Below are 25224 nucleotides of genomic sequence, written 5' to 3'. Positions count from 1 at the left end.
GCGCCTTGGGGAAGGCTGAGCAAATCATACTCTGCGTTACCTTTCTTTTTAAGGGAATGACCCTTAATAAAAAAATGCGCCTTGATTATGAATCGCTCAGACTTCCTGAAACGAGCATCTTCAAGTGGAGCGGGTATATACAGCTTTAGTGCAGTATAGTGTTATACCTTAATAACTTAGCTATTGAAAAACTCTGGATTCAAATCATCACTATGGAACCTTTTAAAAATTTATACAACGAGCGCTTTTATTTAACCTTATCGATACATTTAAAAGCCTGTTTGCCAGACTTTGATGAGCAAGAGTTCATGGCACTTATGTTATGCGATAACTTTGAAGTATTAGAGCTAAAAGAGCGCATGAGTCATACCAAAGCGGTAATGCATCAGTTTATGCCAACTGATTTCCCTCAAGCTGCCGACATTTTAGTTAAGTTAATTGCAAGTTTAACCGATGCTGGCATTACTGAAGGCAGTGTTGAATATATGTTCTTACCAGAATATATAGAAACCTATGGCATAAATCACTTTCAAGAATCGGTTGAGGTTATGGAGCAAGTAACGCAATTTACCAGTGGTGAATTTGCAGTTCGACCTTTCTTAATTAAATATGGCAATCAAATGTTAGCGCAAATGATCTTATGGAGCCAACATGAGCATTACTTGGTTAGGCGTTTAGCGACGGAAGGTAGCAGACCTCGTTTACCTTGGGCGATAGCGCTGCAAGAATATAAGAAAGATCCCGTTGAACTCTTACCTATATTACATCGCCTAATTGATGATCCGACAGAAATTGTTCGTCGTAGCGTTGCCAACAATTTAAATGATATTGCCAAAGATAACCCGCAAGTGGTGATTGATTTTGTCAAACAATACCTGGGTAAAAGTGAACAGTTCGACCGAACGCTTAAACATGCTTGTCGAACGTTATTAAAGCAGGCTTGCCCTGATACCCTGGCACTTTTTGGTTATGACAGTAGAGGCATTGAACTCACTGAATTTGAGATACTAACTAATGAGGTTAATTTTGGCGAGTATGCTCAATTCAGTTTTACTGTAAAAAACACCTCAACAAGAAGTAAAAAAATACGCTTGGAATATGGGCTGTATTTTATGAAAAAGAACGGACAGTTATCGAAAAAGGTTTTTAAGATCAGTGAACGTAACCTTGGGGCGAATGAGTCACATCAAGTGGATCGAAAGCAGAGTTTTAAAGCAATAAGCACTCGAGTGTTTTACCCAGGAAAACACCAAGTATCAATCATACTTAATGGTAAAGAGTTCGCTGCTAAAGACTTTGTCTTGATAGCCACTTCTGACTAACTACTTATACCCGTTCCACTTGAAGATGCATGATTCAGCTGGAATTAGAAACGCCTTTAGGCAAGGCATTGATTGAAGATAATAGTTGTTCTATTGTCGAAATCAGTAACGCAGCATAAAGCGTTTCTAAACCAGCCTCTTGGGGAAGGCTGAGCAAATCATACTCTTCGTTACATTTCTTTTTAAGGGAATGACCATTAATAAAAAAATGAGCCTTGATTATGAAGCGATCAGACTTCCTGAAACGAGCATCATCAAGTGGAGCGGGTATATATAACATGTTAAACATTCGGATTATATTTATGCCTAAATCATTTTTTTTCACTGCTCATCTATTTACTAAAAGTATATCGGCGTTCTTTTATTTAACAGTTCTGTTTAGTTTTACCCTATCTGTTCGAGCTAATTCACTACACGAAACTGAATTAGCTTTATTACCCGAGCCTGTCGCTAATAACGCAGTTACTCAGCTTTCTATTGAGAATAAAGACTATCTATTGTCTTTTTCTGGTTTAGGTAAAAATAAGACCTATCAAGATGTTCATAATAAGGCATTTATCTATGATGTTAATCTGAAAAAATGGCAGTCTATTGCCCCTGTGCCGATTGAAAAACCGATTAATGGTTTAACAGGGCGCTTGGCTAGTGTTGCAACGAGCATAAATAATAAAGCGTATATCTTTGGTGGTTATACTGTTGCGAAAGATCATAGTGAAGTATCAGTTCCTGATGTTTATTCTTATGATGTGACTAATGTGAGCTATAAAAAACTGGCATCTATACCTGTGCCTGTCGATGATAGCGTTGCTCTGCCTTATGATAACCGATATATCTATTTAGTTAGCGGTTGGCATAATGATGGAAATGTTAACTTGGTTCAGCTATACGACATAAAAACAGATACTTGGCAGCAAGCAAGCCCATTTCCAGGGAAACCGGTATTTGGACAAGCAGGCGGAATCGTTGGTAATACGCTTGTTATTTGTGATGGCGTACGAGTTGATGTTCATATCAATAAACGTCGAAGTTATGCGGCTGAAGCAAGTTGTTATGTAGGAAAAATAGATCAAAAAGATCCAAGTAAAATAGCATGGCAATTATTACCTCACCCGACAGGAAAATCAAGATACCGCATGGCAGCGGTCGGAATCGATCAATATCAAAAAATTATTTTTATTGGCGGTAGTGACAATCCTTATAACTTCAATGGTATAGGTTATAACGGACAGGCCTCAACTCCTGATAATGGCGTATGGATTTATGATATTAAAACCCAAGGTTGGCAAGTTAAAACAACACCTAACGCAACAATGGACCACCGAGGTTTATTACTTTTAGATGATCAGTTAATAACGATTGGCGGTATGGGGGAAAATCAACAGGTGCTACGAACCATTAATCAGCACGGTAATATTAACGATTACTTGTGAGTGCTGTCTAAAAGTCGTGCAAAAAAACTACTCATATTTTTTGTGATCCTTTTATGTCTCACTATTTCTAGGATGAGAATGTAAGGTGTATTAGGCAGTAAGTCTGAACTCTTTTTTCAGGTATTCCACTGAATTCTACATTTTGAATTAACATGGGTATACTGTCAGCTAATTAGTAGTAGCAATGGGAACAAAAAAATGGAAATGGATGAATCAATTAACGTTTTTGGTGAAGAGTTAATAGGCTGTGGTGGAGATCCGGTAACTGGATTTTTTCGTGATAATAAATGTAATACCTCTGAGCAAGATGTTGGTTCACATACCATCTGCATTGAAGCAAGCGAGCAGTTTTTAGAATTCTCTCGTTTTAAAGGCAATGATTTATCAACGCCAAGACCTGAGTTTAACTTTGAAGGCATAAAACCTGGAGATACTTGGTGTTTATGTGCAGAGCGATGGTTAGAAGCTTATCAAGGCGATAGAGCACCGAGAGTTCACTTACGAAAGACCCATATTAAAGCTTTAGAGATAGTGCCTATTGAGATATTGAAAAAATTTGCATTAGATTTAAGTTAATCAAAATCAGTTAATTAAATTAACGTAATCAAATTAATTCAAGTATTAGCTTATTATCAGGATATGCCTGAAGAGAATTTATAAAATGAACAAGATGAATCAGTTTTACCCTGAAATATCCCCGTTTAATGACTTTCTACTTGATGTTGATGGCCAACATCGAATTTATGTAGAGCAGTGTGGTAATCCTAAAGGGCAACCCGTGCTTTTCATTCATGGTGGTCCAGGAGGCGGTTGTTCAACTAATGACAGGCGTTTTTTTGATCCTGAGCAATACCATATCATTTTATTTGATCAACGTGGCTGTGGTCGTTCATTACCTCATGGTTGTCTAGATAACAACGAAACCAATTTCTTAGTTGCAGATATAGAAAAGATTCGCCAACACTTGAATATTGAACAATGGCATGTGTTTGGTGGTTCGTGGGGCTCTACGTTATCTTTAGTCTATGCTGAGGCGCATCCGGTCAGTGTTAAAAGTTTAGTCTTACGTGGTATTTTCCTTGGACGTGAGGTTGATACTAATTGGACATTTTCAGGTGGCGGGGCAACACGTATTTTCCCTGATTATTGGCAAGATTATATTGATGTACTTCCGCTAGGCAGAGAACAAGCGACAACTAAAGCGGCTTACGAAATGTTGATTGGTGAGGATAAAGCCCTAGCGCAAAAAATAGCAACGGCTTGGAGTATTTGGGAAATCCGTTGCTGTACCTTAATACCTGATCAAGCCTTTGTTGATGCAGCTACAGGTGACGACCATGCTTGGACATTAGCTCGCCATGAGGCACACTTTATGGTGAATGATTGTTTTTTAACTGACAATCAGATCTTAGCGAACTGCGATAAAATAAAAGATATTCCAACGACTATCGTTCATGGTCGTTATGATATTGTTTGTCCTGCTGATAATGCGTGGTTATTACATCAACAGTTACCTAATTCGCGTCTTGTTATTAGTGAGGCATCAGGTCATGCTTCTGTTGAACCAAACACTAAGCATCACTTGATTGCGGCAACTCAATCAATGTTGTCATTGTAGTGTTAAGGCTATAAAACAGGTCTGTCGGCAACACACTCAGGTTTTTATGCTTGTGTTGCTATCCTATCTCGCTACTTGCGTGAAAGTAACGTAAAATAGCCGACATTATACTATTTACACCTTTTTCTCGTCTTATAAACGAGTAATTGTAGCCATTGACTTAAGGCCCACCATGAAAAAAACGTTTGAATTAACCCACCCGAAAGTAAAACTTGAAAGACGCGTTGATGCTGTAAAGCATGAAGTTAAAAAGTATCTTAAAAGAGAGCGCAACAAAAAATTACCAGCAGGTGCTGACTTTTGGGATTTTGATTGCCAATTTGGTAACACCAAAGAAGAAGCAGAGCCAGTACAATTGTCAGAGATTAATAAACGTATTGATCAAACCCAAGTTGAAGGCTTAACGTCATTTTACATTGAAATCGAAGCAAAAGAAGGTATTAGAACCTTTACGCCAAGAGATGAAGAAGAAAGTGACTTTGAAGACTAGTTAGCACATCGCTACTGTTTAAAGTTAATAAATGACCGAGCCATGTGCTCGGTTTTTTTATGCCTGTAATACTTCAATTAAAGTAACAATTAGCACCATAATTAACGTGATAGTTAAAGCCCTCAGTAAAATAATTATTAAATTTAATTAATTATTTATTCCCAAATATCCCCTCGTTTACGTATTTATCTATGTAAGCAAAATAAAGCTGACTTATTTCATATCACTTTATTGCGCTTTAGCAACAAAATTTACAACTAAGCGACGTTGAATCGAAACAACGTTAATTAAATTAAAAAGAGCTAAAACGAAACAGCGCTAATTCAATTAAAACAAAGTGAAAAGCTTGAGGGAAAATATGACCATTACATTTAAAAAATCTGCGGTTTATTGTGCAACATTGGCAGCACTTGCAATAGGCTCTTCAGCAATGGCTGAAGAAGTAAAAAAAGAAGCAGGCAAACCAGCAGTTGCAGATTTAGAACGCATTGTAGTAACGGGTAATACGGGCCGTGGCCAAACTATTCTAGAATCATCAATATCAGTCACTTCTTTAGGTCCAGAGCAACTTGCCAGAGAAATGCCTTTAGGTACTGCTGATTTATTAGAATCAGTACCTGGTTTTTGGGTAGAAGATTCAGGCGGCGAAACGAATAATAACGTAGCACCTCGTGGTTTACGTGGTGGTGAAGGGTTTCGCTATATTGGTGTCGAAGAAGATGGCTTACCGGTTGTATATGATGGCGTATGGGTTGATTTTTATCAGCGTCAAGATATTACCATTGAACGAATGGAAGCAGTACGTGGCGGAACAAGTGGATTACTTACCACCAATGGTCCCGCCGCATTAGTTAACTTTATTACCCGTAAACCTAGCGATGAAGCTGAAGGTACAGTTAAGTTATCATATGCAGATTATGGTATGACTCGTCTTGAAGGTTTTTATGGGGCTCCAATCAGCGAAGACTGGAAAATGTCAGTGGGTGGTTTTTACCGCCAATCAGATGGTGTGCGTGATACGGAATTTACTGCTGATCAAGGTGGTCAAATTCGTGCCAATTTAGTCCGTGAGTTTGATAATGGTCAATTGACTATTTCAGCAAAACATCTTGATGACCACACCACTTTTTATGTGCCTATTCCATTGCAAAACCAAGCCGACCCTCAAGGCATACCAGGAGTTGATCCTCAATCAGGTACGCTTATTGGTAAAGATCAGCAAAACCTTGGTTATTTAAAACAAGATGGTAGTTATTTAAACCGAGATCTTGAAGATGGCCAGCACACTAAAGTGACTACTTTAGGTTTTGAGTTTGATTATGACCTATCTGATAACTGGTATATGAATGCAAAAGCTCGTTACTCTAAGTTAGAAAATGATATGTATATCTTACTCAACTTTGATAACTCAACTCTGGTTGATGGCAATGCGCGCTTACAAGCTGATGATGTTCAAAATATGCTAACTCATTTTGCTGATGACGGTGCAGTAAGTGCAGCTTATCAATTTGTGAACTCAGGTGAAATATTTAACGATGCCAGTAGCCTTAACGGTAATGGCTTAGTTACAACAAGTTACCCACTTTACTCGCGTTATGAAGCTGACCAACTAGTGACTAAACTAAGTTTTACTTACGAAAATGATGCTCACAGTTTAACCTTCGGTTGGTTATATGCTGGTGTTGATGCCGATGATTTGCCTGTAGATAAGTGGGAGTCACAATTTTTAACCGAGGTGAGAGACAATGCACGTCGTTTAGATATTGTTGCGCTTGACTCACAAGGTGGTGTTATTGGTCAACTTACCGATAAAGGCTCTACAGGATATGCGCCAGGTTGGGGTCAAGCAACTGCTTATGGCACCACAAGCTCGCACTCACTTTTCGTTAATGAAGAATTTCAAGTTACCGATGATTTAAGACTCGATGGTGGTATTAGGGTTGAGCGTTTAAGTTTAAATAGTACTGGTTCAGGCACTTCATTTGCACAAGAAGTTGATGGCGCTTTTGATGCTAATGGCAATGATACTGATAACATTATGGCAAACAACTATACGGATATGCCTTCTAATGTTTTCTTCAATAAAAAAATGGATGTTACTGAAACGGCATGGACATTAGGTTTTAATTATACCTTTAATGAAAATATTGCCATGTTCGGTCGTTATGCTGATGCGTTTGAAATGCCACGTTTACTTAGCCATGGTCAAGGTATTCACTCAGGCGAAGATGCACAGTTTAATGAAACGGTAAACCTTACTTTCGGTGAAATAGGTGTTCGTTATTCAGGAGATACTATTGGTACTTCCGTGACCTTATTTAATACTAATTTTCAAGACTTAACTGAGCGTAACTTTACCGGTAGTAACGGTGAAGTGTCTAACCAAACGGTTGATGCAATTACTACAGGTATTGAATTCGAGGCCGTTTGGCGGCCAGTTGAGAGCATCTCAATAGAGCTGACTGGTGTAGTACAAGACCCTAAAATGGAAGGCTTTGAAGGTGATTTCAGTCATTGGGAAGGCAATCAAGTTAAGCGTACGCCTAAGATACAAATGCGCGTAACGCCGACTTATCATTTCGACGAAGGTAATGTGTACTTAACAATTCATCATTTAGGGGAACGTTTCTCTGATGGTCAAAATGAATTCGCTTTACCTGCATATACCACCGTAGATGCAGGTGTTATGTACCACTTCAATCAAGGGTTAAGTATTCACTTAAAAGCAACTAACCTATCAGATGAAATTGGTTTGACGGAAGGTAATCCTCGTGCAATTAATGACCAACAAGCTGGCTTTGAATATTACTATGCTCGTCCAATCTTAGGTCGAACGTTCACAGCTTCATTAACCTACGATTTTTAAGCGTTAAATTGAGGGGTAGCTGTGATGATTTATACCGCCACGGCTAGCCCTAGATACACGTAAATCAGTATACGTAAAACAAACACACGTTGATGGCATTAATACGCTTTACCCTTGAGCGTCGTTGATTTATTTGCCCCCGATTTCATTTACATGGCATGAAATCGGGTTTTTTATACCGAGGATTATTTGTGAAAATATCACTTTTTTTATTATTGCTTACTTTATCTGCGTCACCCTTTACCTCTGGCGCACAAAAAAGTGCACAGCAAAACGCGCTATTCCCATATCCTCAACAAGTGAGTTGGGGAAAAGAAACCTTTACCTTTAATAATGAAACTCAATTAATTTATACCAATAATGACGCTAAAAAAGTTGCTCATTATTTTAGTGACTTCATACAACCAGCCACAGGATATTTGCCATCATTGTTGACTACAGAAGAAGCTAGGTTACAGTATAAATTGGCTAATTCGGCTAATCAAATAGCGTTCTTACTGCTGGAAAAATCAAGTGAAGAAGCTGTTGAAGGTAGTTATCATTTAACCATTGATGCCAACAAAGTCACGGCTAGTGCCAGTAGCGAAGTTGGTTTATTCTACGCTGCGCAGACCTTAAGGCAGTTATTCTCAAGTGATATAGAAAGCCGTATGCCAATTAATAAAGCGCAATGGCTATTACCTAGTGTTGATATTATTGATGCACCACGTTTCAAACATCGCGGTATGCACTTAGATGTAAGCCGTCATTTTTTTGATGTTACCTTTGTAAAACGTTATATCGACTGGCTAGCATTTCATAAAATTAACTATTTTCAATGGCACCTCACCGATGATCAAGGTTGGCGTATTGAAATTAAGCAGTTTCCTAAATTAACTTCGGTGGGCGGGCATCGCGCACAAACGGTTGTCGGTCACACTTACGATTATCAATCAGTGTTTGATAATAAATCCCATGGTGGTTTTTATACTCAGGCACAAATTAAAGAGGTATTAGCTTATGCTAAAGAACTTCATGTTGAGGTGATTCCAGAAGTGGGTGTACCGGGGCATAGCACTGCATTTTTAGCGGCTTACCCAGAATTTTCCTGCAATAAAAATCTGGTTAAGGTTGAGCAACGCTTTGGTATATTTGAAGAAGTACTTTGCCCTACTGAGGATACTTTTACTATGCTTGCTAAAGTTTACCAAGAAGTTGCGACTCTGTTCCCATCAAAATATATTCATATTGGTGGTGATGAGGTGATTAAAAAACAGTGGCTTGAAAGTGACTTTGTACAACAGTTGATGAAAGAGCAGGGCTTAACCAATGGAGAAGAGGTACAAAGTTACTTTATTAAACGTGTTAGTCAAATTATCACCGGCTTAGATAAAACCCTTATTGGCTGGGATGAAATCATTGAAGGTGGTATTGCCAAAGACGCTGTGATTATGTCGTGGCGCGGTATTGAAGGAGGTATTGCTTCAAGTGAAGCTGGACATGATGTAATAATGAGCCCTTACCAATATACTTATTTAGATGCTTATCAATCGCGTTCAGTTGATGAACCTAAAGCCATTCATGGTTACTTACCCCTTAAAATGGTTTATGGATACGACCCAGTACCGGCAGATTTATCACCACAGCATCAACAACATATTCTAGGTGCACAAGGGGCATTATGGACAGAGTACATTGAGAGTCCCCGCCATGCGGAGTACATGTTATTACCACGGTTAAGTGCTTTAGCTGAAGTATTTTGGACACAACCGACAAATAAAAACTGGTCTCGTTATAGTGCTAATGTTGATCATATTATTACGCGATATCAGAAAATGGGGCTTAACCCAAGCACCAGTGCTTTTACCGCAAGCACTAAGATTGACGTTGTAAAAAGTGGTGAATTAACCGTAAACTTAACAGCCGATATTGCGGGGAAGAATATATTCTATACTATTGATGGTAGTGAACCCGCCCCCTACAGTAAAGCAACCTATTTATATAAGAATGCCATCACAGTAACGCAGCCAGTGTTAATGCGGGTGGCTGTCGAATCAGCCCAGGGAAGAACGCTTTTTAGTGAAGTGAATGTGGCGTTAGCGCCGCATAAAGCTTTAGGTAAAAAAATCAGTTTTGCTGCACCTCCAAAAACGGGTGAAGAACGTTTATTAGATGGCATTATGGCTTACCAGCAGTATTACAATGTTGATGATTTTGCGGTGTTTTACGATGAGGATCTAGATGCGATTATTGATTTTGAGCAGGCCACTGAGTTCAGTCAAGTGCAACTGGGCATTGATACCGGTAAACACAGACAGTTGCAGCCGCCTGTGTCAGTTGAAGTGTTAGTTTCGAATGACGGCATTAATTGGCAATCATTATTACGTTTAACGCCAACTCAAATTAAAGGGCCGTTATTAACCTTAGACTTTGAGCAAGTAAAAATGCAATTTCTTCGTGTTATTGCTATTAATGCTAAGAACTCTACTGATCCACAAATACCAAAACTTCCTTTATATATCGATGAGATTGCAGTCTATTAGTTTATATAAAAAACGCTAGGGAAGTTATTTAACGAAGAGGTTTAGACTACTTCGTTTAGATTATGGTAATAGTGACTTCCTTAGGTATGATAAAAGTAAATTAGGTGGAGTAAAAATAAAATTATTTATTTATTCCCAAAAATGCCACCTCATTCGTTTTATAAGTATCCAGCAATCTTTATTAAAGGAATACGATGGCACTCCCATGGCACTACAAGGATTTAATCCTGTTATCTTACCGTGTTGCAATGGCCTCTTATTTAGTAGAAATTCGATATGTTGTGGTTAGTTATGACTGATTTTTTAAAAAATATTGAACAGGCTTCTTCTGATGAAAAGAGAGTGGCCCAAGTCAAATTGCTGTATCAAGATCATCATCTACGCTTGATTCACCGTGTTATGGCAAAAGGTTTAGCTAAACGTGAGGCCGAAGATGTAGTTCAAGAAGCTTTTGTTAAATTACTTGGACTCGATAACCAAGAAATAAGCAGTTATATCCAAGCTTACCTTTATCGTATTGCCTTAAATCTGGCTATTGATAAGCTCAGGTCTAACGCAAGAAGTCCGTTGGAGTCAATGCATGAACAAGAAGATTATAGTGACGAAAGTACCTCGCCCGAGCGGAAGAATGAATCTCAACAGCTTTTGCGTAAAATGTCAGAGTCAATCAAAACGCTACCTCTTAAGTGTCGACAAGCTTTTATTTTATATAAAATAAAAGGCATGTCTTATGCGGATATTGCTAGCACCTTGGAAGTATCAGAGAGTATGGTACGAAAATATGTCCTAAGAGCAGTCAGACACTGCTTTGATGAACTCAAGTCAGATTTGTAACTTAATGCATTAAATAGATAGTCACTTTGACTAGAGCAAACTATGAAACCAATTGATATTAAAGAAAATAAGAACCCGGTTGAAAGCGCCCAGTTTGGCAAAACTCAAGATGAGCCATTAAGCGATAAAACACATGTTCAAATAAGTGATGAAGCAACTCAATGGTTGCTCACTATTGAAGAAGATGACTCTGAGAACAATCAACAGGCATTAAACGCTTGGTTATCTTTGAGTGCCCAGCATAAAAAAGTGTATCAGCAACTACAAACCCTTTGGGAAGTAGCTGATGAGCTTCCCGTCGATTTATTTAGTGAAGACTTACTTGGGTTATCAATGACACCGAGCTCTGCAGTAAATACTTCCTCCAGAGTTAATCCATATACTTTGAAAAAAGAAAGTATTTTGGCGAAATTTATTTCCTTCTTCACCTTGAGAAAAACTATGTATACGGCCAGTTTCGCCAGTGTCATTTTTGCGACTTTTATTACATTTACACAATATAACCACGAGATGGTTACGACCGATAAACCATTACAAGTAGCAAGTTCAAGTACCTTGCGTACCAACGAATATCAAACAAAGTTAGGCGAGCATAAAACTATTACCGCACAAGACGGATCTATTATTGTTTTAGCGGCTAAGTCACAGGTGTTTATTGATTACTCAGCTAACCGTCGAGATATTCATTTATTGTATGGAGAGGCGCTTTTTACTGTTGAAAAAGATAAAGAAAGACCTTTTATTGTGCATAATCATGGCCGTAGCGTCCAAGCGTTGGGTACTATTTTTAATGTCAGAGAGTCTAAAAGCGCGATGCAAGTTTCAGTATTAGAGGGTATTGTTGAGGTGAACGTTGAGCCAGAGGTTAAGTCTAAAGTAACTAACAGTAGTGACAAAAATCAAGTCGCTACCCTTGTGGCAGGGCAAGCACTTGAACTTGATAGCTTAGGTCAATTTTCAACAACCTATGCGATTGAGGTTAATGAGCGTATGGCATGGCAAGATGGCCGATTAAATTATGTTAATACTGATTTAGCTAACGTGATTTTTGATTTGAAACGCTACTCTACTTTATCTATTCATATACCCAATAAACAGGTGGCTAACATGGGCTATACCGGTAGCGTGATATACGATAAAGTGGATGACTGGTTAATTGCCCTACCTTATATTTTTCCTGTTGAGGTACAACGTCACGGTAATAGTGTCGTTATCGTAAAACGTAAGGAATAGCTTTAAAATTATAATAGCAATAATGAGAGCATATATGACAACGCCCTTATATAAGTCGGGATGATTTATACACCGACCTCAAATTTTTTTATTGGTTTAAACACTATTAAAAGCGTTATTTTTAATAGTGTTTTAGTCGTTTCTTTCTTTTTATCCTCTACTTCCTTTGCTCAAGAGTTTGACTTTGAACTTACTGCGGGCACATTAAATAACATGCTACTGAGTATTGCTAAGCAAGCCAATATGCAATTGGTTATGCGCGCTAATGTTGAGTATGGAGAAGATAATAAACGCTATAAAGCGCTAAAGCAGCAATCGAGTTTGGACGATTTACTCTCTCAGGTATTAAGAGATAGCCCATTTAATTATCAGATTTTAGTGGATACACACGTCATCCTTATTCTTCCTAAGACAGTTGTTGCCCCTGAAAATAGCGATGCTTTAGAGGTTAATCGTGTATGGGAACATATTTTGGTGACGGGGCATGGAAGTGAAAATAGAAACCTATTATCTTCTTCTACTTCGGTAAGCTATATAAGTAGCGGTACCTTACAGCAGTTATCTAATGAAAATACTGCAGAGTTATTACAAAATGTACCTGGATTTTGGGTAGAAGGATCTGGCGGCGAAACAAATAATAATGTTGCACCTCGTGGGTTAAGGGGAGGTGAGGGCTTTCGATTTATCAGCCTGATGGAAGATGGCATCCCTATTGTTTATGATGGTGTTTGGCCAGATTTTTTTCTGCGACAAGATTTAATGACTCAGGGAATAGAAACAATACGTGGCGGAAGTAGCGGTATTTTTACATTTAATGGACCTGCTGCGATTGTAAATTTTATTACGGCTAAAGGGTCTGAAAAACAAGTTAATCGACTTAAGCTTAGTCAGGGGCTTGATCATCACTTTACTCGGCTTGATGGCTTAACAAGTGGCGCCATTAATGAGCAATGGTTTTATGCGTTTGGTGGCTTTTATCGGCAAAGTGACGGTGTACGTGAACCCGGTTATACGGCAGATCAGGGCGGTCAATTTAAGGTTAACCTTACGCGAAAGACTAAAGCTGCTGAAATGAATTTTTCCTATCGATTTTTGGATGACAAAACCAGTTTTTTCTCACCCACACCTATGACCAATGCTAATTCCCCACAAGGTGTTACAGGCATAGATGCTAGCTATGGCACTTTACTCAGTGCCGACTTTAATAACCTTACCTTTAAAAGCCCCGAAGGTTCTTTTCAACGTGACATTGAAGATGGTCAACAAAGTAAATTACACCGCTTTAATGCCAGTATTGATTGGGATGTAGCAGAAAAGATCTTACTTAAAAATAAGTTCAGTGTTGCTGATATGGAAAACACCATGTATGCCTTAATTAATTTGGGTAATGACACCTTACTTGATGCAGCTGAGCGACTTAAACAAAAGGATATAACTGATTTTATTAATCAACAACAATCACAAGGGGCAACCCAACCTGCTTATGTTTATAGTCACAGTCAACAAATAATTTCAAATCCTGCTGACTTAAACTCTAATGGATTAATCACTACCGCGTACCCTCTATATTCACATTATCAGCAAAAACAATGGCTAAATCATTTTAGTGTCAATGTAGATTTAGATGAAGTGCAAGTCAGCTTAGGACATATGTTCGCCTACAATGATTTTGGCAGTTTACCTCTCGATAAATGGCAAGGGGAAATCCTAACCGAAGTAAAAGACCAGCCACGTCGTTTAGATATTGTCGCACTTGATGATCGCGATAATGTTGTTGCTAGTTTCAGTGAACAAGGTTTCACCTCGTATGCGGGGCCGGGTTATTTAGATGGAGAAGGGGAAGCTATATCTAATTCTATTTATGGTTACCTTGAATGGCAGCCTATAACGCCATTACTTTTAGACTTTGGGTTACGTTGGGAGCACTTATCATTAACATCAACCGCGGGTACTGATAGTGTTTATGCATTAGCGGATAGTAATTTTGATGCGGTATACAAGAGCGGTTACACTTTTACTAAAAATGATGACTTTAACAAGCTTGCATGGAATTTAGGTGGTAATTATCAGTTATCACCATTATCTGCAATATTTTTTCATTTATCGAGTGGCTTTGAAATGCCGAAGCTAATTAATTTTGGCAATGAGATAGGTTGGGGGGATTATCAAGACACTATCCCAGAAGAAGCTGGTTTTGGTGACCCCGTTGAATTAACCTTTGCTGAAGGTGGCGTACGTTTAGCTGACAATAATTGGCGTATAACGGCTGCATTATTTGAAACTCGCTTTAATCCATTACCCTTTACCGTATTTCGTGGCATTTATGATCGCCAACAAAGTATTTTTATTGATACTAAAACTAGAGGTATTGAATTTGACTTTACTGTTAATTTAACCAAGCAGCTAACCGTTGCAGGCCTAGGCGTTTGGCAAAAAGCTGTACTTAGTGGCATTCCCAGTGATGCGATTGAAAGTGCATATAATGGTAATCAAATTACTCGAACGCCTGAATTCCAATTACGTATTAGCCCGAGTTACACTATAGATAAGGCGAGGTTTTTTTTAACCTACGCTTATATAGGGAAACGCTATTCAGATATTGCTAATAATTTTTCGTTAGCGGCTTACTCTGTTATCGATTTAGGTTTTACTTACCAACTTACCAAGCAGTTTAGCTTTGCGCTACACGGTAAAAATATAACCAACAGTGTTGGATTAACTGAAGGTAACCCTCGAAATGCATTAGCGCACCGTAATAGTACTAATTTTTACGCGAGAGCTATCTTTGGCCGTTCGGTAATAGCCAGTGTGGAAGTAACGTTTTAAACCTGAAATATCTAACAGGTAACTAAATTTGGCAAAGTAGCGCTATCTATTAATAAATAAGCATAAAGCCAATAACTCATGCCAGGTGCTTTTTTATGGTAAACATTCAGGTAAGAAATGACAGCGTTGTCATGTTTTATTTTCAATGGTATGGTACTGTCCAGCCATTTTTGCTTACAATTTTTTAGAGTAAAAACTTAAATTAATACTAAAGTTGTATATTAAAGTCGGATTAAAAATTTTAGCATGTTAGTTATCCAATTGTCGTTAGCTGCAGAACTTATGTAGTTTTATTGCTGGAAATAAAGAAAACAATACGTTAAAACTATGTTCAAATAATATGTAAAAATTATTAAAAGATATTTAACGTTGATGAATGAACAATATAAATAAAAAATATTTCATGTTATACCAATGGGTTAATTAATGGGTCAACGTAAAGTTAATTAATTAATCCCAATGGTATTAATAACCTCAAGTTAAGTCCGAAGGAAGAGAAAATGAAAGAATTAAAATCTTGTTATCCAGTTTCAGAGAAAGCTAAAGCGCATACCCACATTGATGCGGCTACATACGATGCTATGTACAAAAAATCAATTGAGCAACCTGATGAATTTTGGGGCGAGCAAGCGAAAGAGTTTATTGACTGGTACAAACCTTGGGACAGCGTAAGTAAAGTTGATCTTAAAAACTCTGAAATTAACTGGTTCTCTGGCGGTAAACTTAACGTAAGTTATAACTGTATTGATCGCCACTTAGCGACTAAAGCAAATGATACAGCTATTATTTTTGAAGGTGATGATCCAAATGATGACTCAAAAGTAACGTATCAAGAATTACACGACCATGTTTGTCGTTTTGCTAATTTATTAAAAGAACGCGGCGTTAAAAAGGGCGACCGAGTATGTATCTACATGCCAATGATCCCTGAAGTAGGTTACGCGATGTTAGCCTGTGCACGCATCGGTGCCATTCACTCTGTTGTATTTGGTGGTTTCTCTACTGAATCAATTAAAGCGCGCGTACTTGATGCAGACTGTAAAGTGGTAATCACTGCGGATCAATCATTACGTGGTGGTAAACGTATTCCACTTAAATCAAATGTTGATGCTGCGGTTATTGATTGTCCTAACGTTCACTCAGTAATTGTTGTTGCTCGTACGGGCGGTGATGTTGCTTGGAATGATAAAGTAGATATCAACTACGAAGAAGCCGTTGCGAAACAATCAGCAGTCTGTGAACCAGAAGTAATGGATGCTGAAGATCCTTTATTTGTTCTTTATACTTCAGGTTCAACGGGCACACCCAAAGGTGTAGTACACACTTGTGGTGGTTACATTCTTTATGCTGCGATGACACACAAGTATGTGTTTGATTATAAAGAAGGCGAAGTTTACTGGTGTACAGCCGATGCTGGTTGGATTACTGGTCACTCTTATATCTTCTACGGCCCGTTAGCAAACGGTGCAACTACTCTAGTATTTGAGGGTGTACCAACTTACCCAGATGCTGGTCGTTTTTGGCAAGTCTGTGAAAAACATAAAGTTAACGTATTCTACACAGCACCTACAGCCATTCGTGCATTAATGAGTATTGGTGATGATTTAGTTAATCAAGCTGATTTATCATCTTTACGCTTGTTAGGTACGGTAGGTGAGCCAATTAACCCTGAAGCATGGCATTGGTATTATGAAGTTGTTGGCAAGAGTAATTGCCCAATTGTTGATACGTGGTGGCAGACAGAAACAGGTGGTATTTTAATTACTTCACTACCTGGTGCAGTCGATATGAAACCAGGTTGTGCGGGTAAGCCATTCTTTGGTGTACAACCGGCACTATTTGATAAAGACGGCAATACCTTAGAAGGTGAAAATGCAGGTCTGTTAGTAATGACGGCAAGTTGGCCAGGACAATTACGTACCGTTTATGGTGATCATAATCGTTTCTATCAAACTTATTTAGGTCAATACCCTGGTAATTACTTTACTGGTGACGGCGCTAAACGTGATGAAGATGGTTATTACTGGATAACAGGTCGTGTTGATGACGTGCTTAACGTATCAGGACACAGATTAGGTACTGCTGAAATTGAAAGTGCATTAGTACTTCATCCAGCTGTTGCTGAAGCGGCTGTTGTTGGTTACCCACATGAAATTAAAGGCCAAGGCGTTTATTGTTACGTGACCTTAATGGGCAACGCGACTGAATCAGACGAGTTAAATGTAGAGCTACGTGAATTTGTGGCGAAAGAGTTAGGTCGCTTTGCAAAACCTGATTACATTCAATGGTCACCGGGCTTACCGAAAACACGTTCAGGTAAAATCATGCGTCGTATTTTACGTAAGATTGCTGAGAATGATGTAGATAGTTTAGGAGATACTTCAACATTGGCAGATCCAAGTGTTGTTGAAAACCTGATTGATAAACGTATCATTCACGGTGCATAAACCTTAACGGCTTATCACTCGTAAACTAATTAAAAGCGCCGAAAGGCGCTTTTTTTATGGCTTTATTATTACTTAGTTCTTTTTTAGTAATTGTTTAGTAATTGTTTAGTGATTGTTTAGTTAATTGGCATAACCTAGTGAATCATCGACTCTGGTCTGAGTCACGATAGCCTGAGCCACGATAGAAACAGCGTAACAGGTCTTAATAAAGCAATATAAAGTAGCATTGACTTCCTTCGCTTACATTAAAGGGAAGATAACAGTCATCATAATGAGCCCAAAAAACCATCGCTATCTACTATTTTCCTTTATCGATAAAGTTTTTACTTCATTTTCTCTGAATATTTCGAATTAACACTATACATACGTAAAAAAGAGTGTAAAAATAACAATACAAATCGCGTAATTAAATCTTTACGATTTCCTGTTTTTGTTTTTGGTTGAGCTGTAGCCCTTATTTAGTCGCTTTTTTCCTACCTTGAATTTCACATGTTTAATCTGTTTATTTAGCTAGCGTAAACACACTTTAAAGATCCACTTGGTGGAAAAAGAACTACATTGAGGAAAAATCATGACAACAGCCAACGAATTATCTGCCGTGCCGACCAGCTCAAATAACATTCATGTGAATGCTGAGCATGTATTAATTACCCCAGAAGCGTTACGTGCTGAATTACCACTTTCAGAAGAAGGTCGTGAGTTTGTACAGCAGTCGCGTAAAACGATTAGTGACATCATCCACAAGCGAGATCCTCGTTTGCTCGTTATTTCAGGTCCGTGCTCTGTACATGATGTTGAAGCAGCTAAAGATTATGCTCGTCAGTTAAAGGTGCTACACAATAAATACCAAGGCTCACTATTCATTGTTATGCGTGTTTATTTTGAAAAGCCAAGAACAACAGTGGGTTGGAAAGGTTTGATCAACGACCCTCATATGGATGGTACGTTTGATGTTGAAACGGGCCTTAGAAAAGCACGTGAATTGATTCTTTACTTAACAGAACTTGGTTTGCCTTTGGCAACGGAAGCGCTTGATCCGATTAGCCCGCAATACCTTGCAGAAGCATTTAGCTGGTCAGCTATTGGCGCACGTACCACTGAATCACAAACTCACAGAGAAATGGCAAGTGGTTTATCCATGCCAATAGGTTTTAAAAATGGTACTAACGGTAGCCTAAGTGTTGCAGTAAACGCATTACAATCAGCAGCTTCGCCACATCACTTTATGGGTATAAACCGTCAAGGGCAGGTTGCTTTAATCCAAACTAGCGGTAACCCTGACGGCCATGTTATTTTACGAGGTGGTGCAACGCCTAATTACGATGCAAAAAGTATTGCAGAGTGTGAGCAAGCCTTAGCTAAACAAGGTATTGCCCCAGGTATTATTGTTGACTGTAGTCACGGTAACTCAAGTAAAGATTACACTCGACAACCACTGGTAACACAAGATGTTGTCGAACAAATTTGTGCGGGTAATAAATCAATTATTGGTATAATGTTAGAGAGTAATATTAACGCGGGTAACCAAAGCAGTGATTTAGCAAAAGAAGATTTAGCTTACGGTGTATCTGTTACCGATGCTTGTATTGATTTTGCTGAAACCGAACAACTATTAGATGATGCTAATGCACGCCTATCGGGTTGTTTAACTGCACGTACCGCCTAAAGGTTATTTGCCTAACATTGTTAGGTAATACCAAACGGATTAATTAGTCCGATTGGCATAATATATTTTAATTAGACGTGACTTATACCCACTACCAATCAAAGTGAGCGGGTATATGTCGCGTTTTCTATTTTAAAGGTATTATGTAATATGCTTCAAATACTCTGTTTTAGATAAGAGACATTAATGAAAAATTCAGATCCCGATTTTGATAAAAAGTTAACAAGTTTACGTGACGAAATTGATGAAATTGATAGTGATTTAGTCAAATTATTGCAAAGACGCCTTGCTGTTACCAGTAAAGTTGGTCAGCTAAAAAGTGGTGTTGGCAGACCCATTTATGATGCTAAACGCGAGGCGAGTTTATTTGCTAAACGTCGCCAGCAGGCAAGTGAGGCTGGTCTATCACCTGACTTAATTGAAGATGTTTTACGCCGTTTAATGCGTGACTCTTATGTCAGTCAAGATGCTAGTGGTTATCGCTGCGTTAACCCAGAATGTAAAAAGGTTGTGGTAGTGGGCGGTAAAGGGCAATTAGGCTCTGTTTTTGTCGACCTTTTTCAACGTTCTGATTACCAAGTTGCTATTATTGAGCAAAATGATTGGCCCAACAGTGAAGCTATTTTAGCTGATGCGAGCTTAGTCATTGTTGCTGTGCCTATTCGCCTGACGACTATGGTTATTAATCATCTTAATAACTTACCAAAAGAGTGTATTCTTGCCGATTTAACCAGTATTAAAGAGTCGCCTTTGTTTGAAATGAAAAAGGTACATGCTGGTCCTGTTGTTGGCTTACATCCTATGTTTGGTCCAGATGTCACAGGCTTAATTAAACAAACCATTATTAGTTGTGAAGGGCGTAACCCTGAACAATATCAATGGCTCATTGAGCAGTTTGAAGTGTGGGGCGCTAAAATTTATCCGGTGCAAGCACATGAACATGACCAAGCGATGTCAATGGTACAAGTTATGCGACATTTCTCTACTATCGCTTACGGCTATCACTTGATGAGTGAAGGGGCTGATATTGAGAACCTAGTAGCGATGAGTTCACCTATCTATCGATTAGAGTTGATTATGGTAGGGCGATTATTTGCTCAAGATCCTACCCTTTATGCGGATATTATTTTTGCTAACAAAGATAATGTCAGCATGATGAAACGCTTTGCTTACCGATTTTTAGAGCTACTTGAAGATGTCAGCCTTGATGATAAAGATGCCTTTGTTGATATGTTTAATAATGTTTCGGGTTGGTTTGGTGATTATGCCGGAGATTTTCTCGAAGAAAGTAAATCGATGTTATTAAAAGCTAATGAGCTGAAAAAACATTAATTTATCTTTAGTGTTTCAAACCTATCGCGCTAGTGCTTTCACTAGCGTGATTTATCCTTCTTTATTCCAATAATTCATAACAACAAATTTACTTACTTTGGTGTAATTACGCATAATGATCGAAATTCACTTATTTTCAGCTGCTTGTTCTTAGTAAGTTACGGCCAAATTACTGTTGATAAAAAATGTAAATGTTAGTTGTACTCCCCCCACGTAACTTCTGAATGAAGAATAAATCACTTTTAACTAGCAATAAGAATAAATATCTGATTAATCTAAGAAATCAGTTATAGTGAAACTCAATAATTTCTTTGCAGAGAACAAAATGGTTGATACAAAAAATAATGGCGAAGAAAGAAAAAAACTGATTTATGCTGGGCAAATGCACCTTGTTCATTGGCTAATTGTGTTGCTATCAGTAGTGTTAACGTTTGGTGCTTGGTATTATTCAAAATCTCAATTTAATCAAAAACTAGAAGATAAATTTCAACGTAATGCTGAACAAGTCGTTAGTTTAGTAAAAGAGAGAATGCAACTCTATGAAAATGCACTGTGGAGTTCGGTAGCATATATTGATGCTGATGAGACTGATATCACTCATACCAAATGGTTAGCTTATTCAAAGAGTCTAAAAATAGATTTAACGTACCCTGGTATTAATGGTATAGGTATTATATATAATATTCAGGCGGATCAACTTGATGATTATATAGAAAAACAACGGGTGCTTAGGCCAAACTATGCAATACACCCCAGCCATAATGAATCCGAGTATTGGCCCATTACTTATGTTGAACCAGCAGCCCCTAATAAGAAAGCTATAGGGCTTGATATGGCCTTTGAAACCAACAGATATTCATCAATTAAAAAAGCGCGAGATACAGGAGTCGCTCAATTAACAGGACCAATTACCTTAGTACAAGATGCTAAAAAAACGCCTGGTTTTCTGTTTTATACCCCTTTTTATAAAAATGGTACTAAGCCTGAAAGTACTGAGGCGAGAAGAGACGCTATTGACGGTGTAACTTACGCGCCTTTTATAATGAAAAACTTAATGCAGGGAACTTTAGCTGAAAAAAATAGGCATGTAAGTATTCAAATACGTGATGCTGGCGATTTGCTCTTTGATGATCATGACGACGAAAGTGTACTTGACGCGGACGCTAATCCTTTATTTACCAAAGAACAGGACATTTCATTATATGGTCGTACATGGTCATTCACTATTCAATCTAATCTAGATTTTAGAGATGAGTCAGCAGCTAATCAATCGTCATTTATTTTAATGGGAGGTTTAGTTATAGATGCCTTATTACTTGGCCTTTTTCTCTTTTTATCGCGAGCTAATCGGCAGGCCTTAGCTTATGCTGATCACATGACCCATGCGCTGGAAGAAAAAACAATTCATTTAGAAAAATCAAATAGTGATTTAGAACAATTCTCTTATGTTGCTTCTCATGATCTTAAATCGCCTCTTAATGCGATTAAACAATTGGTTGGTTGGATAGCCGAAGATTGCCAAGACATTATTCCAGATGAATCAAAAAAGCATTTAGCCTTGTTAGCTCAACGAAGCGATCGAATGATGAAGCTACTTAATGATTTGCTAGATTATTCACGTATTAATCGAAGTGAATTTAAAAGTGAACTTGTCAATTTAAATGAAATGAGCATCGATATTCTCCATTTGATAGACAAGCCCCCTGGATTCAATATCTCCGCACCAGATATTGAAATAATGATCCCCAGAGCTCCGTTTGAGATAGTCCTTAGAAACTTAATTTCAAATTCAATAAAGCATCACGATGAAAAAAGTGGCTATGTGCGTATTTCATGCAAAAGCAGTTCTGATTATCACGTAATAACGGTAGAGGATGATGGTCCTGGCATTCCTGAAAAATTTCATGATAAAGCGATGGAGATGTTTCAAACACTAAAATCTAGAGATAAAGTCGAAGGTAGTGGTATGGGATTGGCAATGATAAAACGAGTTACCGAACATTATCAGGGGAGCATTTCAATTGTTTCTGATGGACAACGTGGAACAAAAGTAATTATTCATTGGCCGACATCATAAAGACCTAATTAGCAGTAATTCATAAAAATAAAGAGAGAGAATTATGGTTGAAAATCCAAGCGACGTAACGTTATTATTAGTAGAAGATGATGACGTTGATGCGATGACAATTGAAAGAAGTTTTCTAAAACAACGAATCGCGAACCCCATCGTTCGGGCTTATGATGGTATTGAAGCGTTAGAGTTATTACGAAGTAATAAAGTTTCTCGTCCATTAATCATTTTGCTTGATTTGCAAATGCCACGTATGGGAGGCATCGAGTTTTTAAAAGAGTTACGTGCTGACGAAAACTTGTCAGAGTTAGTCGTTTTTGTCCTCACTACCTCTAAATCTGAAGAAGACATGTTATCTAGCTACCGCCAGCATATCGCAGGTTACTTTGTAAAAGGGAAGTCAGGAGCTAAATTTTTAGATATTGTAAACGTGTTAGACAGCTACTGGAAAGTAGTGCAACTCCCAAAATAAAAGCATAAAAATGTAGCGTACTTTAGCTATATTTATTAGCTATATTGAATCCTAATCACTATTATTTGGAATGCCATTGCAACACATGAAAGTATTAATTGTTGATGATGATATCGTTGACAGAGAGCTCATAAAAAGAACGTTAAAACGAAGTGATATTAGTTGTAATATTACTGAAGTTGAATCCGTGGATGATGCTCTGAAGAATCTACAAGACTCTTCTTTCGATGCGATATTGCTCGATTATAACTTACCGCAACGAAACGGGATTGAGTTACTTTTAGAAATAAAAGGCGATCCAAATAGGCATGATACTGCTGTAATAATGATGAGCACATCAAAAGAAGATGAGTTAGCACTTAATTGTATTAATGCAGGAGCCCAAGATTTTCTCGTTAAAACTGAGATAAACGTCTTTCGATTACAAAGGGCGATAGTCAATGCACAAGCACGCTCAGACTTGGAAAAAAGACTATATCAAAGTTATCAGCGTACTAAAGAACTTGCAGAGCATGATAGCTTAACCGGCCTAGCCAACCGTTATTATTTTGATGAATCCTTAGTAAAAGATATTAAGAGTAACCAAAGAGAAAAGAAAATCCTCGCACTGTTATTAATAGACTTGGATAATTTTAAATATGTAAATGATAACTTTGGTCATGATATTGGTGATAAATTGTTAATTGAGGTGGTTAAACGCATAAGTAACTGTTTACGTGGTAATGAATTATTTGCGCGTTTAGGTGGAGATGAATTCGCCATTACATTAACGCGTCTACCATCCATTAATGGAGCTAGTATTGTTTCTCAGCGCATTATCAATGCGTTACGTGAACCTTTTCAAATCGATAATCATTGGATTCAATCGGGTGCCAGTATCGGCATTTCCACATGTCCGTGGGACAGTTCAAATACTAAGGAATTGTTTAAATTCGCTGATATTGCAATGTATCGAGCTAAGAATAAAGGCCGCAATCAATTTTCATTCTTTGAAGAAGAAATGCAAAATGAGTTTCTAGAGCAATTTAAGATTGAAACTCAACTAAGATCAGCAATAATGAATGACGACTTTTATTTACACTATCAACCAGTCATAGATGCTAAAAGTAAAACAATAACAGGGGTGGAGGCACTAATTCGATGGAATATCGACGGTGATATGATCAGCCCAGACAAGTTCATCCCGATTGCTGAAAAGTCTCGACTCATTATTGATATTGGTAAATGGGTAATACAACAAGCAATAAAACAGCTTAGCCTTTGGAACAAAAATCGAAGCTCGCCACTAACCATGGCAATTAATTTTTCTTCAGTGCAGCTAGCGGATGAATATTTATTTGATTTTATTCGCGACTGTTTAAGTCAGCATAATGTTGCTGCTCATTTAATTGAAGTGGAATTGACTGAAACAGCTTTAATTATTGAGCCAGAAAAGACAGTTAAAATTATTCAAGGAATAAGTGACTTAGGCTGTAAAGTCTCACTTGACGACTTTGGCACTGGCTTTTCATCTTTATCACACTTACATAGCTTTCCAATTAATATTGTTAAAATAGATAGAACATTGATGCCGAATGCTTCTTCGTCAGAAAAAGTTAAGCAGCTATTAAGCGGTTTAGTTCTTATGATCAAGTCGCTAGATTTACAGATTGTTGCTGAAGGCGTTGAAACAGAAAGTGACTTAAATTTATGTGTGAAACTGGGTATAGGTAAAATCCAAGGTTTTTATTTTGATAAGCCTTTATCTCCTTTTGATTTAGAAATAAAATATTTATAACTGAAACCATTTTATTCACAATATATATATATAAAATTTAATAATTAACTCTGCTTAAGATAATTAAGCAGAGTTAATTATTGAAAATTTACCCTCACTGAATTCTGTAACTTCACTTAATAAAAATGGGATAATATACGCCCCCTTCAAACTCTTTACTGTTGTCGATATTTCATATATAGATGGCACCTGTGACAACTCCATAGTCATTCATTACCTTTAGAAATGTTAAATCAATAGTCCATTTTGCTTGAGTTCGCTGGTCTGAAAATTTCAGTTATTTGCATTAACAATATATGTGAACAATAATTGAGCTGA

17 protein-coding genes are annotated in these 25224 nt (G+C 37.8%); 16 read left to right on the top strand and 1 reads right to left on the bottom strand.

Annotated elements, in window-relative coordinates:
• The first annotated feature begins 212 nt into the window (after window positions 1–212).
• Complete coding sequence (locus tag CXF79_RS17720; RefSeq protein ID WP_101158215.1) at window positions 213–1322, top strand: DNA alkylation repair protein; 1110 nt, start codon at window positions 213–215, stop codon at window positions 1320–1322.
• 34 nt (window positions 1323–1356) lie between these two features.
• Here CXF79_RS17720 and CXF79_RS17715 read toward each other — a convergent pair whose 3' ends face one another.
• Window positions 1357–1647: a hypothetical protein gene (locus tag CXF79_RS17715; RefSeq protein ID WP_232769240.1), complete on the bottom strand. Its 291-nt coding sequence runs from the start codon at window positions 1645–1647 to the stop codon at window positions 1357–1359.
• Between CXF79_RS17715 and CXF79_RS17710 the strand changes: the two genes are divergently transcribed.
• The 15 genes from CXF79_RS17710 to CXF79_RS17640 all read left to right on the top strand — a co-directional run bounded on the left by CXF79_RS17710 (window position 1625) and on the right by CXF79_RS17640 (window position 24906).
• Window positions 1625–2752: a Kelch repeat-containing protein gene (locus tag CXF79_RS17710; RefSeq protein ID WP_232769239.1), complete on the top strand. Its 1128-nt coding sequence runs from the start codon at window positions 1625–1627 to the stop codon at window positions 2750–2752. The genes CXF79_RS17715 and CXF79_RS17710 overlap by 23 nt on opposite strands.
• Before the next feature lie 198 nt (window positions 2753–2950).
• Window positions 2951–3328 (top strand): DUF2237 family protein, encoded by a 378-nt coding sequence (locus CXF79_RS17705; protein ID WP_101156897.1) that lies wholly within the window; start codon window positions 2951–2953, stop codon window positions 3326–3328.
• An 85-nt stretch (window positions 3329–3413) separates the two neighbouring features.
• Window positions 3414–4370, top strand: coding sequence for a prolyl aminopeptidase (pip, locus tag CXF79_RS17700; RefSeq protein ID WP_011044708.1), 957 nt, complete (start codon window positions 3414–3416; stop codon window positions 4368–4370).
• Between the two features lie 172 nt (window positions 4371–4542).
• Window positions 4543–4860 carry a DUF6172 family protein gene (locus CXF79_RS17695; protein ID WP_011044707.1) on the top strand — a complete coding sequence of 106 codons (318 nt, stop codon included), beginning with the start codon at window positions 4543–4545 and terminating at the stop codon, window positions 4858–4860.
• Window positions 4861–5218: 358 nt separating this feature from the next.
• On the top strand, window positions 5219–7726 hold the full coding sequence (locus tag CXF79_RS17690) for a TonB-dependent siderophore receptor (protein WP_011044705.1): 2508 nt from the start codon (window positions 5219–5221) through the stop codon (window positions 7724–7726).
• A 191-nt stretch (window positions 7727–7917) separates the two neighbouring features.
• The gene (locus CXF79_RS17685) at window positions 7918–10248 is read left to right on the top strand and encodes a beta-N-acetylhexosaminidase (protein ID WP_101156895.1); all 2331 of its coding nucleotides are present in this window, start codon (window positions 7918–7920) and stop codon (window positions 10246–10248) included.
• A gap of 276 nt (window positions 10249–10524) precedes the next feature.
• A complete protein-coding gene (locus CXF79_RS17680; protein ID WP_011044703.1) occupies window positions 10525–11082 on the top strand; it encodes an RNA polymerase sigma factor in 558 nt (185 codons plus the stop codon).
• A 42-nt stretch (window positions 11083–11124) separates the two neighbouring features.
• Entirely contained in the window at window positions 11125–12315 is a 1191-nt protein-coding gene (locus CXF79_RS17675; protein ID WP_101156893.1) for a FecR family protein, read from the top strand.
• Between the two features lie 60 nt (window positions 12316–12375).
• On the top strand, window positions 12376–15141 hold the full coding sequence (locus CXF79_RS17670; protein ID WP_101156891.1) for a TonB-dependent receptor domain-containing protein: 2766 nt from the start codon (window positions 12376–12378) through the stop codon (window positions 15139–15141).
• 500 nt (window positions 15142–15641) lie between these two features.
• Window positions 15642–17588, top strand: a complete 1947-nt coding sequence (acs, locus tag CXF79_RS17665) for an acetate--CoA ligase (protein WP_101156889.1) — start codon at window positions 15642–15644, stop codon at window positions 17586–17588.
• A 571-nt stretch (window positions 17589–18159) separates the two neighbouring features.
• Window positions 18160–19254 carry a 3-deoxy-7-phosphoheptulonate synthase gene (locus tag CXF79_RS17660; RefSeq protein WP_049757921.1) on the top strand — a complete coding sequence of 365 codons (1095 nt, stop codon included), beginning with the start codon at window positions 18160–18162 and terminating at the stop codon, window positions 19252–19254.
• Window positions 19255–19440: 186 nt separating this feature from the next.
• On the top strand, window positions 19441–20586 hold the full coding sequence (tyrA, locus tag CXF79_RS17655) for a bifunctional chorismate mutase/prephenate dehydrogenase (protein ID WP_011044697.1): 1146 nt from the start codon (window positions 19441–19443) through the stop codon (window positions 20584–20586).
• Between the two features lie 325 nt (window positions 20587–20911).
• Window positions 20912–22663 carry a CHASE domain-containing protein gene (locus tag CXF79_RS17650; RefSeq protein WP_232769238.1) on the top strand — a complete coding sequence of 584 codons (1752 nt, stop codon included), beginning with the start codon at window positions 20912–20914 and terminating at the stop codon, window positions 22661–22663.
• 43 nt (window positions 22664–22706) lie between these two features.
• Complete coding sequence (locus CXF79_RS17645) at window positions 22707–23129, top strand: response regulator (RefSeq protein ID WP_011044695.1); 423 nt, start codon at window positions 22707–22709, stop codon at window positions 23127–23129.
• Between the two features lie 85 nt (window positions 23130–23214).
• Window positions 23215–24906, top strand: a complete 1692-nt coding sequence (locus tag CXF79_RS17640) for a two-component system response regulator (protein ID WP_101156885.1) — start codon at window positions 23215–23217, stop codon at window positions 24904–24906.
• Window positions 24907–25224 lie beyond the last annotated feature (318 nt).

Origin of the sequence: Colwellia sp. Bg11-28 (assembly GCF_002836245.1) — a bacterium.
Lineage (GTDB): Bacteria > Pseudomonadota > Gammaproteobacteria > Enterobacterales > Alteromonadaceae > Colwellia > Colwellia psychrerythraea_A.
Note: the sequence above shows the minus strand (reverse complement) of the source record. Positions and strands in the feature narration are given on the sequence as shown.

Coding starts and splice junctions, on each gene's coding strand:
- CXF79_RS17720 (WP_101158215.1), top strand. CDS start 213: ATGGAACCTTTTAAAAATTTATACAACGAGCGCTTTTATTTAACCTTA.
- CXF79_RS17710 (WP_232769239.1), top strand. CDS start 1,625: ATGCCTAAATCATTTTTTTTCACTGCTCATCTATTTACTAAAAGTATA.
- CXF79_RS17705 (WP_101156897.1), top strand. CDS start 2,951: ATGGAAATGGATGAATCAATTAACGTTTTTGGTGAAGAGTTAATAGGC.
- pip (WP_011044708.1), top strand. CDS start 3,414: ATGAACAAGATGAATCAGTTTTACCCTGAAATATCCCCGTTTAATGAC.
- CXF79_RS17695 (WP_011044707.1), top strand. CDS start 4,543: ATGAAAAAAACGTTTGAATTAACCCACCCGAAAGTAAAACTTGAAAGA.
- CXF79_RS17690 (WP_011044705.1), top strand. CDS start 5,219: ATGACCATTACATTTAAAAAATCTGCGGTTTATTGTGCAACATTGGCA.
- CXF79_RS17680 (WP_011044703.1), top strand. CDS start 10,525: ATGTTGTGGTTAGTTATGACTGATTTTTTAAAAAATATTGAACAGGCT.
- CXF79_RS17675 (WP_101156893.1), top strand. CDS start 11,125: ATGAAACCAATTGATATTAAAGAAAATAAGAACCCGGTTGAAAGCGCC.
- CXF79_RS17670 (WP_101156891.1), top strand. CDS start 12,376: ATGATTTATACACCGACCTCAAATTTTTTTATTGGTTTAAACACTATT.
- acs (WP_101156889.1), top strand. CDS start 15,642: ATGAAAGAATTAAAATCTTGTTATCCAGTTTCAGAGAAAGCTAAAGCG.
- CXF79_RS17660 (WP_049757921.1), top strand. CDS start 18,160: ATGACAACAGCCAACGAATTATCTGCCGTGCCGACCAGCTCAAATAAC.
- tyrA (WP_011044697.1), top strand. CDS start 19,441: ATGAAAAATTCAGATCCCGATTTTGATAAAAAGTTAACAAGTTTACGT.
- CXF79_RS17650 (WP_232769238.1), top strand. CDS start 20,912: ATGGTTGATACAAAAAATAATGGCGAAGAAAGAAAAAAACTGATTTAT.
- CXF79_RS17645 (WP_011044695.1), top strand. CDS start 22,707: ATGGTTGAAAATCCAAGCGACGTAACGTTATTATTAGTAGAAGATGAT.
- CXF79_RS17640 (WP_101156885.1), top strand. CDS start 23,215: ATGAAAGTATTAATTGTTGATGATGATATCGTTGACAGAGAGCTCATA.